This is a genomic window from Pseudomonas sp. B3G-3, from assembly GCF_028640915.1.
GTDB classification, from domain to species: Bacteria; Pseudomonadota; Gammaproteobacteria; order Pseudomonadales; family Pseudomonadaceae; genus Aquipseudomonas; species Aquipseudomonas chlororaphis_I.
The window spans coordinates 1-17640 of the sequence record NZ_JAQZAB010000072.1 but is presented as its reverse complement, the minus strand read 5'-3'; the positions used below and the strand labels follow the sequence as shown (position 1 = coordinate 17640).

13 protein-coding genes and 1 tRNA gene are annotated in these 17640 nt (G+C 55.8%); all 14 read right to left on the bottom strand.

All coding sequences use genetic code 11. The features are described 5' to 3' along the window. The coding region (gene tuf, locus PVZ80_RS07900) for an elongation factor Tu (protein ID WP_273863628.1) at positions 1–1178 on the bottom strand (1178 nt) is incomplete at its 3' end. Positions 1179–1208: 30 nt separating this feature from the next. Next, on the bottom strand, positions 1209–3335 hold the full coding sequence (gene fusA, locus PVZ80_RS07895; protein ID WP_009051119.1) for an elongation factor G: 2127 nt from the start codon (positions 3333–3335) through the stop codon (positions 1209–1211). Positions 3336–3365: 30 nt separating this feature from the next. Then, positions 3366–3836 carry a 30S ribosomal protein S7 gene (gene rpsG / locus PVZ80_RS07890; protein WP_007925959.1) on the bottom strand — a complete coding sequence of 157 codons (471 nt, stop codon included), beginning with the start codon at positions 3834–3836 and terminating at the stop codon, positions 3366–3368. Positions 3837–3946: 110 nt separating this feature from the next. Next, a complete protein-coding gene (gene rpsL, locus PVZ80_RS07885; RefSeq protein WP_003186084.1) occupies positions 3947–4318 on the bottom strand; it encodes a 30S ribosomal protein S12 in 372 nt (123 codons plus the stop codon). 200 nt (positions 4319–4518) lie between these two features. Next, positions 4519–8718: a DNA-directed RNA polymerase subunit beta' gene (gene rpoC / locus PVZ80_RS07880; RefSeq protein ID WP_009051120.1), complete on the bottom strand. Its 4200-nt coding sequence runs from the start codon at positions 8716–8718 to the stop codon at positions 4519–4521. A 64-nt stretch (positions 8719–8782) separates the two neighbouring features. Beyond that, a complete protein-coding gene (gene rpoB / locus PVZ80_RS07875; RefSeq protein ID WP_007925957.1) occupies positions 8783–12856 on the bottom strand; it encodes a DNA-directed RNA polymerase subunit beta in 4074 nt (1357 codons plus the stop codon). Between the two features lie 219 nt (positions 12857–13075). After that, positions 13076–13441 carry a 50S ribosomal protein L7/L12 gene (gene rplL, locus PVZ80_RS07870; RefSeq protein WP_007925956.1) on the bottom strand — a complete coding sequence of 122 codons (366 nt, stop codon included), beginning with the start codon at positions 13439–13441 and terminating at the stop codon, positions 13076–13078. A gap of 80 nt (positions 13442–13521) precedes the next feature. Further along, positions 13522–14022, bottom strand: coding sequence for a 50S ribosomal protein L10 (rplJ, locus tag PVZ80_RS07865; protein ID WP_007925954.1), 501 nt, complete (start codon positions 14020–14022; stop codon positions 13522–13524). A 198-nt stretch (positions 14023–14220) separates the two neighbouring features. After that, positions 14221–14916: a 50S ribosomal protein L1 gene (gene rplA, locus PVZ80_RS07860; protein ID WP_273863631.1), complete on the bottom strand. Its 696-nt coding sequence runs from the start codon at positions 14914–14916 to the stop codon at positions 14221–14223. Further along, a complete protein-coding gene (gene rplK, locus PVZ80_RS07855) occupies positions 14916–15347 on the bottom strand; it encodes a 50S ribosomal protein L11 (protein WP_003176435.1) in 432 nt (143 codons plus the stop codon). The genes rplA and rplK overlap by 1 nt, the downstream gene beginning before the upstream one ends. Positions 15348–15465: 118 nt before the next feature. Continuing rightward, on the bottom strand, positions 15466–15999 hold the full coding sequence (gene nusG / locus PVZ80_RS07850; protein WP_002555501.1) for a transcription termination/antitermination protein NusG: 534 nt from the start codon (positions 15997–15999) through the stop codon (positions 15466–15468). Between the two features lie 9 nt (positions 16000–16008). Then, positions 16009–16377 carry a preprotein translocase subunit SecE gene (secE, locus tag PVZ80_RS07845; RefSeq protein WP_009045851.1) on the bottom strand — a complete coding sequence of 123 codons (369 nt, stop codon included), beginning with the start codon at positions 16375–16377 and terminating at the stop codon, positions 16009–16011. 45 nt (positions 16378–16422) lie between these two features. Beyond that, positions 16423–16498, bottom strand: a tRNA-Trp gene (locus tag PVZ80_RS07840). A gap of 53 nt (positions 16499–16551) precedes the next feature. Next, on the bottom strand, positions 16552–17640 hold a 1089-nt coding region (gene tuf / locus PVZ80_RS07835), incomplete at its 5' end, for an elongation factor Tu (protein ID WP_273863630.1).

Sequence of the window (17640 nt, the reverse complement as noted above, 5' to 3'; positions counted from 1 at the left end):
GCTACGACGCCAGCGCCGACGGTACGACCGCCTTCACGGATAGCGAAACGCAGACCATCTTCCATCGCGATGGTTTTGATCAGAGTGACAGTCATCTGGATGTTGTCACCTGGCATTACCATTTCAACGCCTTCTGGCAGCTCGCAGTTACCAGTCACGTCAGTAGTACGGAAGTAGAACTGTGGACGGTAGCCTTTGAAGAACGGAGTATGACGGCCGCCTTCTTCTTTGCTCAGAACGTACACTTCAGCGGCAAACTTGGTGTGCGGCTTAACGGTACCTGGCTTAACCAGAACCTGGCCACGCTCAACGTCGTCACGCTTGGTGCCACGCAGCAGAACGCCGCAGTTCTCGCCAGCACGACCTTCGTCGAGCAGCTTGCGGAACATTTCAACGCCGGTGCAGGTGGTTTTCTGAGTTTCGCGCAGACCAACGATCTCAACTTCTTCCTGGATGCGAACGATACCACGCTCAACACGACCAGTTACCACGGTGCCACGACCGGAGATCGAGAACACGTCTTCGATAGGCATCAGGAACGGCTTGTCGATAGCACGCTCTGGCTCTGGGATGTAGGTATCCAGAGTTTCTACCAGCTTCTTAACAGCGGTAGTGCCCATTTCGTTGTCGTCTTGGCCGTTCAGAGCCATCAGAGCCGAACCGATGATGATTGGAGTGTCATCACCTGGGAAGTCGTAAGTGCTCAGCAGATCGCGCACTTCCATCTCAACCAGCTCCAGCAGCTCAGCGTCGTCAACCATGTCAGCCTTGTTCAGGAAGACAACGATGTACGGAACGCCTACCTGACGGGACAGCAGGATGTGCTCACGAGTTTGTGGCATCGGACCATCGGCAGCCGAGCAAACCAGGATCGCGCCGTCCATCTGGGCAGCACCAGTGATCATGTTTTTGACGTAGTCGGCGTGACCTGGGCAGTCAACGTGCGCGTAGTGACGAATGTTCGAGTCGTACTCTACGTGCGCGGTGTTGATGGTGATACCACGAGCTTTTTCTTCTGGGGCGCTGTCGATCTTGTCGAAGTCAACACGAGCCGAACCGAAAACCTCGGAGCAAACACGAGTCAGAGCAGCAGTCAGAGTGGTTTTACCGTGGTCAACGTGACCGATGGTGCCAACGTTGACGTGCGGTTTGTTACGTTCAAATTTTTCTTTAGCCACGACAGTGAACCTCTTGCCTAAAGGGCTGGATTAGCCTTGTTTTTTAACGAGTGCTTCGACGATATTCGACGGAGCTTCGGCGTACTTGGAGAACTCCATGGAGTAGCTCGCGCGACCCTGGGACATGGAACGAACGTCGGTCGCATAACCGAACATTTCACCCAGCGGCACTTCAGCACGGATAACCTTGCCAGAGACCGAGTCTTCCATACCCTGGATCAGACCACGACGACGGTTCAGGTCACCCATCACGTCACCCATGTAGTCCTCAGGGGTTACTACTTCAACCTTCATGATCGGCTCAAGAACTACGCCCTTGCCCTTCTCACGCAGCTGCTTGGTCGCCATGGAGGCCGCTACCTTAAACGCCATCTCGTTAGAGTCGACGTCGTGGTAAGAACCATCAAACACGGTAGCCTTCAGGCCGATCAGCGGATAGCCGGCGACAACGCCGTTCTTCATCTGCTCTTCGATACCCTTCTGGATTGCCGGGATGTATTCCTTCGGAACCACACCACCAACGACCTCGTTGGCAAACACCAGACCTTCAGTGATATTGCCTTTTTCGTCGACGTCTGCCGGAGCAAAACGGATCCAGCAATGACCGAACTGGCCACGACCGCCGGATTGACGAACGAACTTACCTTCAACTTCACAGCCGACGGTGATCTTCTCGCGATAGGAAACCTGCGGTTTACCGATGTTGGCTTCTACGTTGAATTCACGACGCATACGATCAACAAGGATATCCAGGTGCAGCTCACCCATACCCGAAATGATGGTCTGACCGGTTTCTTCGTCAGTCTTGACGCGGAACGACGGGTCTTCCTGAGCCAGTTTGCCCAGAGCAATACCCATCTTCTCCTGGTCAGCCTTGGTTTTCGGCTCTACAGCAACCGAAATCACCGGCTCAGGGAAGTCCATACGCTCAAGAATGATCGGCTTGTCGATATCGCAAAGCGTGTCACCAGTGGTGACGTCTTTCATACCGATCAGAGCAGCGATGTCGCCTGCACGCACTTCTTTGATCTCTTCGCGCTGGTTCGCGTGCATTTGCACCATACGACCAACACGCTCCTTCTTGCCCTTGACCGAGTTGATCACGGAGTCGCCGGAGCTCAGGAAACCCGAGTAAACGCGAACGAAGGTCAGAGTACCCACGAACGGGTCGGTGGCAATCTTGAACGCCAGAGCCGAGAACGGCTCGTTGTCGTCAGCGTGACGCTCGTCAACGATTTCGTTGTCGTCGGTGCTGTCCGGATGAACGCCCTTGATCGCAGGGATCTCGGTCGGGGCCGGCAGGAAGTCGATGACAGCGTCGAGAACCAGCGGAACACCCTTGTTCTTGAACGAGGAACCGCAGACAGCCGGAACGATCTCGCTGGCCAGGGTGCGCGCACGCAGGCCTGCCTTGATCTCTTCGACGGTCAGCTCACCCTCTTCAAGGTACTTGTTCATCAGCTCTTCGTTAGCTTCGGCAGCAGCCTCAACCATGTTGGAGCGCCACTCGTTAGCCAGGTCCAGCATATCGGCAGGAATTTCTTCCTCGCGATAGGTAGTACCCTTGTCGTCGTCGTTCCAGTAGATAGCCTTCATCTTGATCAGATCGATCTGACCTTCGAAGTTATCTTCTGCACCGATAGCCAGCTGAACTGGAACCGGAGTGTGACCCAGACGGTTTTTGATCTGAGCAACAACGCGCAGGAAGTTGGCACCAGCACGGTCCATCTTGTTCACGTAAACAACACGTGGAACGCCGTATTTGTTGGCTTGACGCCATACGGTTTCGGACTGAGGCTCAACACCGGAAGTACCGCAGAACACAACGACCGCGCCGTCGAGTACGCGCAGCGAACGCTCTACTTCAATGGTGAAGTCTACGTGGCCTGGGGTATCGATAACGTTTACACGATAGTTATCGTATTGGCCGCGCGAACCTTTCCAGAAGGTAGTTACAGCAGCGGAGGTAATGGTGATACCACGCTCCTGCTCCTGCACCATCCAGTCGGTGGTAGCAGCGCCGTCATGCACCTCACCCATCTTGTGGCTGAGACCTGTGTAGAACAGGATCCGCTCGGTAGTGGTAGTCTTGCCCGCGTCAACGTGGGCACAGATACCGATGTTACGGTAGCGGTTGATTGCTGTAGTACGAGCCATAAAGCCCTCGCAAAATGAATGATGCCGATATTAGAAGCGGTAGTGCGAGAAAGCCTTGTTGGCTTCAGCCATACGGTGTACGTCTTCACGCTTCTTAACTGCAGCACCTTTGCCTTCGGCAGCGTCCAGCAGTTCGCCAGCCAAGCGCAGAGCCATAGACTTCTCGCCGCGCTTACGGGCGAAGTCTACCAACCAGCGCATTGCCAGAGCGTTACGACGGGACGGACGAACTTCGACCGGAACCTGGTAAGTAGCACCGCCAACACGGCGCGACTTCACTTCGACCAGCGGAGCGATGGCGTCGAGAGCTTTCTCGAAGATTTCCAGGGGATCGCTGTTCTTGCGTTCTTTAACTTTTTCCAGCGCGCCATAAACGATACGCTCGGCAACGGCTTTCTTGCCGCTTTCCATTACGTGGTTCATGAACTTGGCGAGGATCTGGCTTCCGTATTTCGGATCGTCCAGAATCTCACGTTTGGCTGCTACGCGACGTCTTGGCATGATAAGCCCTCAAACGGTCTTCAGGTTAGCTCGGGACAGTTGATCCAAAGGACTCGTGCCCGACCTTACTCTTATCGACTCAATAAAATAATTAACTGCAAAACGGCCGATTACTTCGGACGCTTGGTACCGTACTTCGAACGACCTTGGTTACGACCTTTAACGCCGGAGGTATCCAGGGAGCCGCGAACGGTGTGATAACGAACACCTGGCAAGTCTTTTACACGACCGCCGCGGATCAGTACCACGCTGTGTTCTTGCAGGTTGTGGCCTTCACCACCGATGTACGAGGAAACCTCGAAACCGTTGGTCAGACGCACACGGCATACTTTACGCAGTGCCGAGTTAGGTTTTTTCGGCGTAGTGGTATACACGCGAGTGCACACGCCACGACGTTGCGGGCAGTTCTGCAGCGCAGGTACGTCGGATTTCTCGACGATACGCTTACGCGGCTGACGTACCAGCTGGTTGATAGTTGCCATCTACTAGCTCCACTGTTGTCTTTCGACATAAACAAAATGGCAGGGCGCAAGCCCCACCAAATTTAGGGGTACAAGAGTCTAAAGAGGATCTTGTCCCCAGTCAAGGCAAGGCCCCGGCCTCCCCGATCAGCGAACCCCGACAAAATCGTCTTGATTCGTGAGCGGAAAAGCCAGGGCCCTATCTCAATCTACTGCCGACCTCAGTTACCGCTGGAGTTCAGCGCTTCGGTCAGTGCAGCTTCAACTTCACTTGCGCTTACGCGCAGCGGCTTGTCGGCATCACGACGACGCTTACGCTCGCTGTGATACGCCAGGCCGGTACCAGCCGGGATCAGGCGACCCACGACGACGTTTTCTTTCAGGCCGCGCAAGTAATCGCGCTTGCCGGTTACCGCCGCTTCGGTCAGTACGCGAGTGGTCTCTTGGAAAGAGGCCGCCGAGATGAACGATTCGGTCGACAGCGACGCCTTGGTGATACCCAGCAGAACGCGGGTGAACTTGGCGACAAACTTGTCTTCGGTGTTCAGACGCTCGTTCTCTACCAGTACGTGAGTCAGTTCCATCTGGTCGCCCTTGATGAAACTGGAATCGCCGGATTCAGCGATCTCAACCTTACGCAGCATCTGACGCAGGATGGTCTCGATGTGCTTGTCGTTGATCTTCACGCCTTGCAGACGGTAAACGTCCTGGATCTCGTTCACGATGTACTTGGCCAGCGCACTCACACCCAGCAGACGCAGGATGTCGTGTGGATCGCTTGGACCGTCGGAGATAACTTCGCCGCGGTTTACCTGTTCGCCTTCGAAGACGTTCAGGTGGCGCCACTTCGGAATCAGCTCTTCGTACGGATCGCTACCGTCGTTCGGGGTAATGACCAGACGGCGCTTGCCTTTGGTCTCTTTACCGAACGCGATGGTGCCGCTGACTTCAGCCAGGATCGAGGCCTCTTTCGGACGACGAGCTTCGAACAGGTCGGCAACACGCGGCAGACCACCGGTGATGTCACGAGTCTTCGAAGTTTCTTGCGGAATACGCGCGATAACGTCACCGATCGCGATCCGCGCACCGTCCGCAACACCGACCAGGGCGTTGGCTGGCAGGAAGTACTGGGCCGGTACGTCGGTACCTGGCAACAGCAGATCTTTGCCATCGTCACCCACCATCTTCACTGCAGGACGGATGTCCTTACCTGCAGCCGGACGGTCTTTGGCATCGAGAACTTCAATGTTGGTCATACCGGTCAATTCGTCAGTCTGACGCTTGATCGTGATGCCTTCTTCCATGCCCACGTAGGTCACGGTACCTTTCATTTCGGTAACGATTGGGTGGGTGTGCGGATCCCACTTGGCCACGATAGAGCCAGCGTCGACCTTGTCACCCTCTTTAACCGAAATCACAGCACCGTACGGCAGCTTGTAACGCTCGCGCTCACGACCGAAGTCGTCAGCAATCGCCAGCTCACCGGAACGGGACACAGCAACCAGATGACCATCCACTCGCTCAACGTGCTTCAGGTTGTGCAGACGGACGGTACCGCCATTCTTCACCTGAACGCTGTCGGCCGCGGAGGTCCGGCTTGCCGCACCACCGATGTGGAACGTACGCATCGTCAGCTGGGTACCCGGCTCACCGATGGACTGAGCAGCGATAACGCCGACAGCTTCACCGATGTTCACCTGGTGACCACGAGCCAGGTCGCGGCCGTAGCACTTGGCGCAAATGCCGTAGCGGGTTTCGCAACTGATCGGCGAACGCACGATCACTTCGTCGATGCTGTTCAGCTCGATGAACTCAACCCACTTCTCGTCGACCAGAGTGCCGGCAGGAACGATGACGTCCTCGGTACCTGGCTTGAATACGTCACGGGCAATAACACGACCCAACACGCGCTCACCCAACGGCTCTACAACGTCGCCGCCTTCAATGTGCGGAGTCATTACCAGGCCGTGTTCGGTGCCACAGTCGATCTCGGTTACAACCAGATCCTGCGCCACGTCTACCAGACGACGAGTCAGGTAACCGGAGTTCGCAGTTTTCAACGCGGTATCCGCCAGACCTTTACGAGCACCGTGAGTCGAGATGAAGTACTGGAGTACGCTCAGACCTTCACGGAAGTTCGCAGTAATCGGCGTTTCGATAATGGAACCGTCCGGCTTGGCCATCAGACCACGCATACCGGCCAGCTGACGAATCTGTGCTGCGGAACCCCGCGCACCCGAGTCGGCCATCATGTACATCGAGTTGAAAGATTCTTGCTCGACTTCGTCGCCGTGACGGTCGATGACCTTCTCTTTCGAGAGGTTGGCCATCATCGCCTTGGAGACTTCGTCGTTCGCTTTCGACCAGAGGTCGATCACTTTGTTGTACTTCTCGCCCTGGGTCACCAGGCCGGAGGCGTACTGGCTCTCGATCTCTTTCACTTCGTCGGTGGCAGCACCGATGATGCGGGCTTTTTCATCCGGGATAACGAAGTCGTTAACACCGATAGAAACGCCGGAAATGGTCGAGTAAGCAAAACCGGTGTACATCAACTGGTCAGCGAAGATCACGGTCTCTTTCAGACCAACCACGCGGTAGCACTGGTTGATCAGCTTGGAGATCGCCTTCTTCTTCATCGGCAGGTTGACGACGTCGTACGACAGACCTTTTGGCACAACCTGGAACAACAGCGCACGGCCGACAGTGGTGTCGACGATACGGGTGTTGGTCACGCTGCCGCCATCGCGATCGTTGACGGTTTCGGTGATCCGCACCTTGACCTTGGCATGCAGTGCGGCTTCGCCGGCACGGAACACACGGTCAACTTCCTGCAGATCCGCGAACACACGACCTTCGCCCTTGGCGTTGATTGCTTCACGAGTCATGTAGTACAGACCCAATACAACGTCCTGCGACGGAACGATGATTGGCTCACCGTTGGCTGGCGACAGGATGTTGTTGGTCGACATCATCAACGCACGCGCTTCCAACTGGGCTTCCAGTGTCAGCGGTACGTGCACGGCCATTTGGTCGCCGTCGAAGTCGGCGTTGTACGCAGCACAGACCAGAGGGTGCAGCTGGATAGCCTTACCTTCGATCAGTACCGGTTCAAACGCCTGGATACCCAGACGGTGAAGGGTCGGTGCACGGTTGAGGAGCACTGGGTGTTCGCGAATCACTTCGGCGAGAACGTCCCAAACCTCTGGCAGCTCGCGCTCGACCATCTTCTTCGCGGCTTTGATGGTGGTGGCCAGGCCACGCATTTCCAACTTGCCGAAAATGAACGGTTTGAACAGCTCGAGAGCCATTTTCTTAGGCAGACCGCACTGGTGCAGACGCAGGGTCGGGCCTACGGTAATTACCGAACGACCGGAGTAGTCAACACGCTTACCGAGCAAGTTCTGACGGAAACGACCTTGCTTACCCTTGATCATGTCAGCCAGGGATTTCAGAGGACGCTTGTTGGAACCGGTGATAGCGCGGCCACGACGACCGTTGTCGAGCAGTGCGTCGACGGCTTCCTGCAACATACGCTTTTCGTTGCGCACGATGATGTCCGGAGCGGACAGATCGAGCAGGCGCTTCAAGCGGTTGTTACGGTTGATCACTCGACGATACAGATCGTTGAGGTCGGAAGTCGCGAAACGACCACCATCCAGCGGGACCAGTGGACGCAGATCTGGCGGCAGAACCGGCAGAACGGTCAGCACCATCCACTCTGGCAGGTTGCCGGAACCCTGGAAGGCTTCCATCAACTTCAGACGCTTGGACAGTTTCTTGATCTTGGTTTCCGAGTTGGTTTGCGGAATCTCTTCGCGCAGACGGCCAATCTCGTGCTCCAGGTCGATAGCGTGCAACAGCTCGCGGACAGCCTCGGCACCCATGCGGGCGTCGAAGTCGTCACCGAACTCTTCCAGTGCTTCGAAGTACTGCTCGTCGTTGAGCAACTGACCTTTTTCCAGAGTGGTCATGCCCGGGTCGATAACGACATAGCTCTCGAAGTAGAGAACACGCTCGATATCACGCAGGGTCATGTCCATCAGCAGGCCGATACGGGACGGCAGCGATTTCAGGAACCAGATGTGGGCAACTGGCGAAGCCAGTTCGATGTGCGCCATGCGCTCACGGCGAACCTTGGCCAGTGCAACTTCAACGCCGCACTTTTCGCAGATCACGCCACGATGCTTCAAGCGCTTGTACTTACCGCACAGGCACTCGTAATCCTTTACCGGGCCAAAGATCTTGGCGCAGAACAGGCCGTCACGCTCAGGCTTGAACGTACGGTAGTTGATGGTTTCCGGCTTTTTAACTTCACCGAACGACCACGAACGGATCATCTCAGGCGAGGCCAATCCGATACGGATGGCGTCGAACTCTTCGACTTGACCCTGGTTTTTCAGCAAATTCAGTAGGTCTTTCAAGGCCTTTCCTCCTGGCGGAGCAGAGAGCGGGCAATCCTGCCCCGCTCTCGATTCGCGTCACGTGTTATTCGGTTTCCAGATCGATATCGATGCCGAGGGAACGAATTTCTTTGATCAACACGTTGAAGGACTCGGGCATGCCCGGCTCCATACGGTGATCGCCGTCCACGATGTTTTTGTACATCTTGGTCCGGCCGTTCACATCGTCCGACTTCACTGTGAGCATTTCTTGCAGAGTGTATGCAGCACCGTATGCTTCCAGTGCCCAGACCTCCATCTCCCCGAAACGCTGACCACCGAACTGCGCCTTACCACCCAGCGGCTGCTGGGTAACCAGGCTGTACGAACCGGTAGAACGAGCGTGCATCTTGTCGTCTACCAAGTGGTTCAGCTTCAGCATGTACATGTAGCCAACAGTAACCGGGCGCTCGAACTTGTTGCCGGTACGGCCGTCGGTCAGTTGCATCTGGCCGCTTTCTGGCAGGTCCGCCAGTTTCAGCATGGCCTTGATTTCGCTTTCCTTGGCACCGTCGAACACCGGAGTGGCCATCGGCACGCCGCCACGCAGGTTTTTCGCCAGATCCAGGATTTCCTGATCGGAGAAGCTATCCAGATCTTCGTTACGACCACCGATCTGGTTGTAGATCTCGTCCAGGAACTTACGCAGTTCCGCGACCTTGCGCTGCTCTTCGACCATGCGGTTGATCTTCTCGCCCAGACCTTTGGCCGCGAGGCCCAGGTGAGTTTCGAGAATCTGACCAACGTTCATACGCGAAGGTACGCCCAACGGGTTGAGGACGACGTCGACCGGGGTGCCGTTGGCATCGTGCGGCATGTCTTCAACCGGCATGATCACCGAGACCACACCCTTGTTACCGTGACGACCGGCCATCTTGTCGCCCGGCTGGATGCGACGACGGATTGCCAGGTAAACCTTGACGATTTTCAGCACGCCTGGAGCCAGGTCATCGCCCTGCTGCAGCTTGCGCTTCTTGTCTTCGAACTTGTCGTCCAGCAGACGGCGGCGATCAACGATGTAGGCCTGGGCCTTCTCGAGCTGCTCGTTCAGAGCATCTTCAGCCATGCGCAGTTTGAACCACTGGCCATGCTCAAGACCGTCGAGTACTTCGTCGGTGATTTCCTGACCTTTCTTCAGGCCGGCGCCGCCTTCGGCTTTGTGGCCGACCAGAGCGGAACGCAGACGTTCGAAAGTGGCGCCTTCGACGATACGGAACTCTTCGTTCAGATCCTTGCGGATCTCGTCGAGCTGGCTCTTCTCGATCGACAGGGCACGAGCGTCACGCTCTACACCGTCACGAGTGAAGACCTGTACGTCGATGACAGTACCCTTGGTACCGGTAGGTACGCGCAGGGAGGTGTCTTTAACGTCGCTGGCTTTTTCACCGAAGATTGCACGCAGCAGTTTTTCTTCCGGAGTCAGCTGGGTCTCGCCTTTCGGAGTGACCTTACCGACCAGGATGTCGCCTGCGCCTACTTCAGCACCGACATAAACGATACCGGCTTCGTCCAGCTTGTTCAGTGCAGCTTCACCCACGTTCGGGATGTCCGCAGTGATTTCCTCTGGGCCAAGCTTGGTGTCACGGGCCACACAGGTCAGTTCCTGGATGTGGATCGTGGTGAAGCGGTCTTCCTGGACCACACGCTCGGACAGGCAGATGGAGTCTTCGAAGTTGAAGCCGTTCCATGCCATGAACGCGATGCGCATGTTCTGACCCAGAGCCAGTTCACCCATGTCGGTGGACGGACCGTCGGCCATGATGTCGCTGCGCTGAACCCGATCACCCTTGCTCACCAGCGGACGCTGGTTGATGCAGGTGTTCTGGTTGGAGCGGGTGTATTTGGTCAGGTTGTAGATGTCGACACCGGCTTCGCCTGGCTCAACTTCGTCATCTGCAACACGAACCACGATACGGCTGGCATCAACCGAGTCGATCACGCCGCCACGACGAGCCACGACGCAGACGCCGGAGTCACGGGCAACGTTACGCTCCATGCCGGTACCTACCAGCGGCTTGTCGGCACGCAGGGTTGGTACAGCCTGACGCTGCATGTTCGAACCCATCAACGCACGGTTGGCGTCGTCGTGCTCGAGGAACGGAATCAGCGACGCCGCAACCGAAACTACCTGCTTCGGCGAAACGTCCATCAAGGTGACGTCTTCTGGCGCCTTGACGGTGAATTCGTTCAGGTGACGAACAGCTACCAGCTCGTCGATCAGCTGACCTTTGTCGTTCATGGTCGCCGAAGCCTGGGCGATCACGTGATCGGCCTCTTCGATAGCGGACAGGAACACGATTTCGTCGGTCACCAGACCTTCTTTCACCACACGGTACGGGCTCTCGAGGAAGCCGTACTGGTTGGTGCGAGCATAGGCGGCCAGGGAGTTGATCAGACCGATGTTCGGACCTTCCGGCGTCTCGATCGGGCATACACGACCATAGTGAGTCGGGTGTACGTCACGAACTTCGAAGCCTGCACGCTCACGAGTCAGACCGCCTGGACCGAGTGCAGAGACACGGCGCTTGTGGGTGATCTCGGACAGCGGGTTGTTCTGGTCCATGAACTGGGACAGCTGGCTGGAACCGAAGAACTCCTTCACCGCCGCCGCCACTGGCTTGGCGTTGATCAGGTCTTGCGGCATCAGGCCTTCGCTTTCAGCCATCGACAGACGCTCTTTGACCGCGCGCTCTACACGCACCAGGCCAACGCGGAACTGGTTCTCGGCCATCTCGCCTACGCAGCGAACACGACGGTTACCCAGGTGGTCGATGTCATCGACGATGCCTTTGCCGTTACGGATGTCGACCAGAGTCTTCAGAACCGCAACGATGTCTTCCTTGCACAACACGCCGGAACCTTCGATCTCGGTACGACCGATACGACGGTTGAACTTCATCCGGCCGACCGCAGACAGGTCATAACGCTCAGGGCTGAAGAACAGGTTGTTGAACAGGGTCTCGGCCGCATCCTTGGTTGGAGGCTCGCCAGGACGCATCATGCGATAGATCTCGACCAACGCTTCCAGCTGGTTGGTGGTGGAGTCGATCTTCAGAGTGTCGGAAACGAACGGACCGCAATCGATATCGTTGGTGTACAGCGTTTCGATGCGCACAACCTGAGCCTTGGCGATCTTCGCCAGGATCTCGGTGTTCAGCTCGGTGTTGCACTCTGCCAGGATTTCGCCGGTGGCCGGATGCACGATGACCTTGGCGGTAGTACGACCCAGGACGTAGTCCAGAGGCACTTCCAGCTCTTTGATCCCGGCTTTTTCCAGCTGGTTGATGTGGCGAGCAGTAATACGACGACCCTGCTCGACAATAACCTTGCCTTTGTCATCCTGAATATCGAGGACCGCAATTTCACCACGCAGGCGCTGAGGCACCAACTCCAGGCTCAGGCTTTCGCCGCGCACGTGGAATACGTTGGTGGTGTAGAAAGCGTCCAGCACTTCTTCAGTGGTGTAGCCCAACGCACGCAGCAGTACCGATGCAGGCAGCTTGCGACGACGGTCGATACGCACGAATACGCAGTCTTTCGGGTCGAACTCGAAGTCCAACCAGGAACCGCGATAAGGAATGATACGTGCGGAGTACAGCAGCTTACCGGAGCTGTGCGTCTTGCCACGGTCGTGGTCGAAGAATACGCCAGGGGAACGGTGCAGCTGGGAAACGATTACACGCTCGGTACCGTTGATTACGAAGGTACCGTTCTCAGTCATCAGGGGGATTTCACCCATGTAGACTTCTTGCTCTTTGATGTCCTTGATCGCTTTGTTCGACGATTCTTTGTCGAAAATGATCAGACGAACTTTTACCCGCAAAGGTACGGCGTAAGTTACACCGCGCAGCACGCATTCTTTGACATCAAATGCCGGTTCGCCCAGGCGATAACCGACATACTCCAACGCAGCATTGCCGGAGTAGCTGATGATCGGGAAAACGGATTTGAAGGCCGCATGCAGGCCCACGTCGCGGAACTGATCTTTAGTCGCTCCCGCTTGCAAGAATTCACGATACGAATCCAGCTGGATGGCCAGGAGGTACGGCACATCCATGACGTCCGGCAACTTGCTAAAGTCCTTGCGGATACGTTTTTTCTCAGTATATGAGTAAGCCATCAGCGTTCCCCAGCTTGGTCACCTGCTTATTTGGCCCCTCCCGACGGGAGCAGCCAGAAAATCGTGCAAACCCTTTGGTTTGCGCCACCGCACAGGGTGGTTACAGCACGTTAGAAGCACCGACCCAGTCGGCTGCCAATAACGGAAAAAGGCCGGTGGCAAGAGCCACCAGCCATCAGCCTCAGCTTAACGCTTGGGCTGGAGACACAAAGTCGATGCTTACTTCAGCTCGACTTTAGCGCCTGCTTCTTCCAGAGCTGCTTTGGCTTTGTCAGCGGCTTCTTTAGCAACGCCTTCCAGAACCATGGCAGGAGCGCCGTCAACTACAGCCTTGGCTTCTTTCAGGCCCAGACCGGTCAGTTCACGTACAGCCTTGATCACGTTAACTTTCTTCTCGCCAGCTTCGGTCAGCATGACGTTGAATTCAGTTTGTTCTTCAACAACAGCGGCAGCAGCAGCTGGGCCAGCAGCGGCAACAGCAGCGGTAACGCCGAAGGTTTCTTCCATTGCTTTGATCAGCTCAACAACTTCCAGAACGGTTTTCTGGCCGATTGCTTCGATGATTTGCTCGTTAGTCAGAGACATGACTATAAATTCCTGTATTGGGGTGACAGCCTACGCAGCCATCAAATTAAACATATGATTTTGAAAGGGCTTGCAGTGCCTTAGGCAGCAGCAGCTTCTTTCTGGTCGCGAATGGCCGCCAGAGTACGAGCCAGCTTGCTGGTAGCGCCTTGGATCACGCTCATCAGCTTCGCAATAGCTTCGTCGCGAGTTGGCAGCGAAGCCAACACGTCGATCTCGTTTGCTGCGAGGTACTTGCCCTCGAACGCAGCTGCCTTGATCTCGAACTTTTCCTGACCCTTTGCGAACTCTTTGAAAATACGAGCAGCAGCGCCCGGATGTTCCTTGGAGAATGCAATCAGGGTAGGGCCGACGAACGCGTCGTTGAGCACGTCATATTGAGTGCCTTCAACTGCGCGCTTGAGCAGGGTGTTACGTACGACACGTACATACACGCCAGCTTCGCGGGCCTCTTTACGGAGTCCGGTCATAGCGCCTACTGTCACACCACGGGCATCAGCCACGACAGCGGACAGAGCGCCTTTGGCAGCCTCGTTGACTTCAGCGACGATGGCCTTCTTGTCTTCGAGTTTAATTGCCACGGGTTCAACTCCTGCTTGTTACCGTTTCATCCAACCGAGGCCGGATGTCGTTTTGGTGTCTGATTCGGTAAGGAACCGGGAGCACCATCTGCGTAGGCTTGTGGTTTAAGACTTGCGTCGCCTACGGTCTTGGATAGCCCCCGCCAGGCAGGGACCCCAATCTTTCAATTGACGCAATCTCTTGCGTCAACCTGTGTCTTATACGTCCAGCGAACCCTGGTCGATGACCAGACCTGGGCCCATAGTGGTGCTCAGGGTAACGCGCTTGACGTAGATACCTTTCGAAGAAGCTGGCTTGATACGCTTCAGATCAGCGATCAGGGCTTCAACGTTTTCCTTCAGCTTGATGGCGTCGAAGCCAACCTTGCCAACGGAGGTGTGGATAATGCCGTTTTTGTCGGTGCGATAACGAACCTGACCAGCCTTGGCGTTTTTAACAGCGCCTGCTACGTCTGGAGTTACGGTACCAACCTTAGGGTTAGGCATCAGACCACGTGGGCCGAGGATCTGACCCAGTTGACCTACAACGCGCATTGCATCCGGGGAAGCAATAACCACGTCATAGTTCAGGTCGCCGCCTTTCATTTCGGCAGCCAGGTCGTCCATACCTACGCGATCAGCGCCGGCAGCCAGGGCAGCTTCAGCAGCTGGACCTTGGGTGAACACAGCTACACGTACAGTCTTGCCAGTGCCATGTGGCAGCACGGTAGCGCTGCGAACAACCTGGTCAGATTTACGTGGGTCAACGCCCAGGTTTACAGCGACGTCGACAGACTCGCTGAACTTGACGGTCGACAGCTCGGTCAGGAGAGCAGCTGCGTCTACGAAGCTGTAGGCCTTGCCCGCTTCAATCTTGTCCGCGATAGCCTTTTGGCGCTTGGTCAGCTTAGCCATTACACACCCTCCACGTTAAGGCCCATGCTACGAGCAGAACCGGCGATAGTACGCACGGCTGCATCCATATCAGCTGCAGTCAGATCCGCGTTTTTGGTTTTCGCGATTTCTTCCAGCTGAGCACGGGTAACGGTGCCAACCTTAACGGTGTTCGGACGAGCAGAACCGCTGGTCAGGCCAGCAGCTTTCTTCAGCAGAACCGAAGCAGGGGTGCTCTTAGTTTCGAAAGTGAAGCTGCGGTCACTGTAAACAGTGATGATCACAGGAGTCGGCAGACCTGGCTCAAGACCCTGGGTACGGGCGTTGAAGGCCTTGCAGAATTCCATGATGTTCACGCCGTGCTGACCCAGAGCTGGACCGACGGGTGGACTTGGGTTGGCCTGTGCGGCCTTCACTTGCAGCTTGATGTAAGCAGTAATCTTCTTAGCCATGAGGCACTCCAATTACGGGTTCAAACGCCTAGAAAGGCTCCCCGGTTACTTGCGCGTTTATCCCAGTGACGACAAAACCCCACAGCCTTGGGCTGCGGGGTATGGGATTCTCGTTCAGTTATGCCTTTTCGACCTGACTGAACTCTAACTCTACCGGAGTAGAGCGACCGAAAATGAGCACAGCCACTTGGATCCGGCTCTTTTCGTAGTTAACTTCTTCGACAGTGCCGTTAAAGTCAGCGAACGGACCATCGGTAACACGAACAACCTCACCCGGCTCGAACAAAGTCTTCGGCTTAGGCTTGTCGCTACCATCAGCGACACGACGCAGAATCGCTTCTGCCTCTTTGTCCGTGATTGGTGCAGGCTTGTCGGCTGTACCACCAATGAAGCCCATCACCCGAGGAGTATCCTTGACCAAGTGCCAAGTACCCTCGTTCATATCCATCTGAACCAGCACATAACCAGGGAAGAACTTGCGCTCACTTTTGCGTTTCTGGCCATTACGCATTTCAACCACTTCTTCAGTGGGAACCAGAATTTCGCCAAAGCCATCTTCCATGCCAGCCAGCTTTACGCGCTCGATCAACGAACGCATTACATGCTTCTCATAACCCGAGTAAGCATGCACAACGTACCAACGCTTAGCCACGGGACACCCTTAGCCAACAATCAAGGAAACGAGCCAGCCGAGCAGGGAATCAAGCCCCCACAACAGCAACGCCATAACCAGAACAACAGCCACTACGATCAACGTGGTCTGCGTGGTTTCTTGGCGAGTTGGCCATACGACTTTACGAATCTCGGTGCGAGCTTCCTTAACCAGTACAAAGAAAGACTTGCCCTTGGCCGTCTGCAAGCCTACAAAGGCAGCTACAGCAGCAATGGCAAGCAAAGCGAGCACACGGTACAGGATCGGCGAAGCAGAGTAATACTGATTACCGACAACGCCAACGACCACCAAAGCAACTACTACAAGCCACTTGAGCAGATCGAAGCGAGAGCCTTGAGCTTCAGCTTTAGGAGTCATCTATGAAGATCCTGTGAAAAGAAAGCCAGATACACCGAGTGAATCTGGCAGGTCAGGAGGGAATCGAACCCCCAACCTACGGTTTTGGAGACCGTCGCTCTGCCAATTGAGCTACTGACCTAAAAACAAATCAGGCCGACCATTATGCCGGCCCGATGGAGATATATCAAGAACTTACTCGATGACCTTGGCTACGACGCCAGCGCCGACGGTACGACCGCCTTCACGGATAGCGAAACGCAGACCATCTTCCATCGCGATGGTTTTGATCAGAGTGACAGTCATCTGGATGTTGTCACCTGGCATTACCATTTCAACGCCTTCTGGCAGCTCGCAGTTACCAGTCACGTCAGTAGTACGGAAGTAGAACTGTGGACGGTAGCCTTTGAAGAACGGAGTATGACGGCCGCCTTCTTCTTTGCTCAGAACGTACACTTCAGCGGCAAACTTGGTGTGCGGCTTAACGGTACCTGGCTTAACCAGAACCTGGCCACGCTCAACGTCGTCACGCTTGGTGCCACGCAGCAGAACGCCGCAGTTCTCGCCAGCACGACCTTCGTCGAGCAGCTTGCGGAACATTTCAACGCCGGTGCAGGTGGTTTTCTGAGTTTCGCGCAGACCAACGATCTCAACTTCTTCCTGGATGCGAACGATACCACGCTCAACACGACCAGTTACCACGGTGCCACGACCGGAGATCGAGAACACGTCTTCGATAGGCATCAGGAACGGCTTGTCGATAGCACGCTCTGGCTCTGGGATGTAGGTATCCAGAGTTTCTACCAGCTTCTTAACAGCGGTAGTGCCCATTTCGTTGTCGTCTTGGCCGTTCAGAGCCATCAGAGCCGAACCGATGATGATTGGAGTGTCATCACCTGGGAAGTCGTAAGTGCTCAGCAGATCGCGCACTTCCATCTCAACCAGCTCCAGCAGCTCAGCGTCGTCAACCATGTCAGCCTTGTTCAGGAAGACAACGATGTACGGAACGCCTACCTGACGGGACAGCAGGATGTGCTCACGAGTTTGTGGCATCGGACCATCGGCAGCCGAGCAAACCAGGATCGCGCCGTCCATCTGGGCAGCACCAGTGATCATGTTTTTGACGTAGTCGGCGTGACCTGGGCAGTCAACGTGCGCGTAGTGACGAATGTTCGAGTCGTACTCTACGTGCGCGGTGTTGATGGTGATACCACGAGCTTTTTCTTCTGGGGCGCTGTCGATCTTGTCGAAGTCAACACGAGCCGAACCGAAAACCTCGGAGCA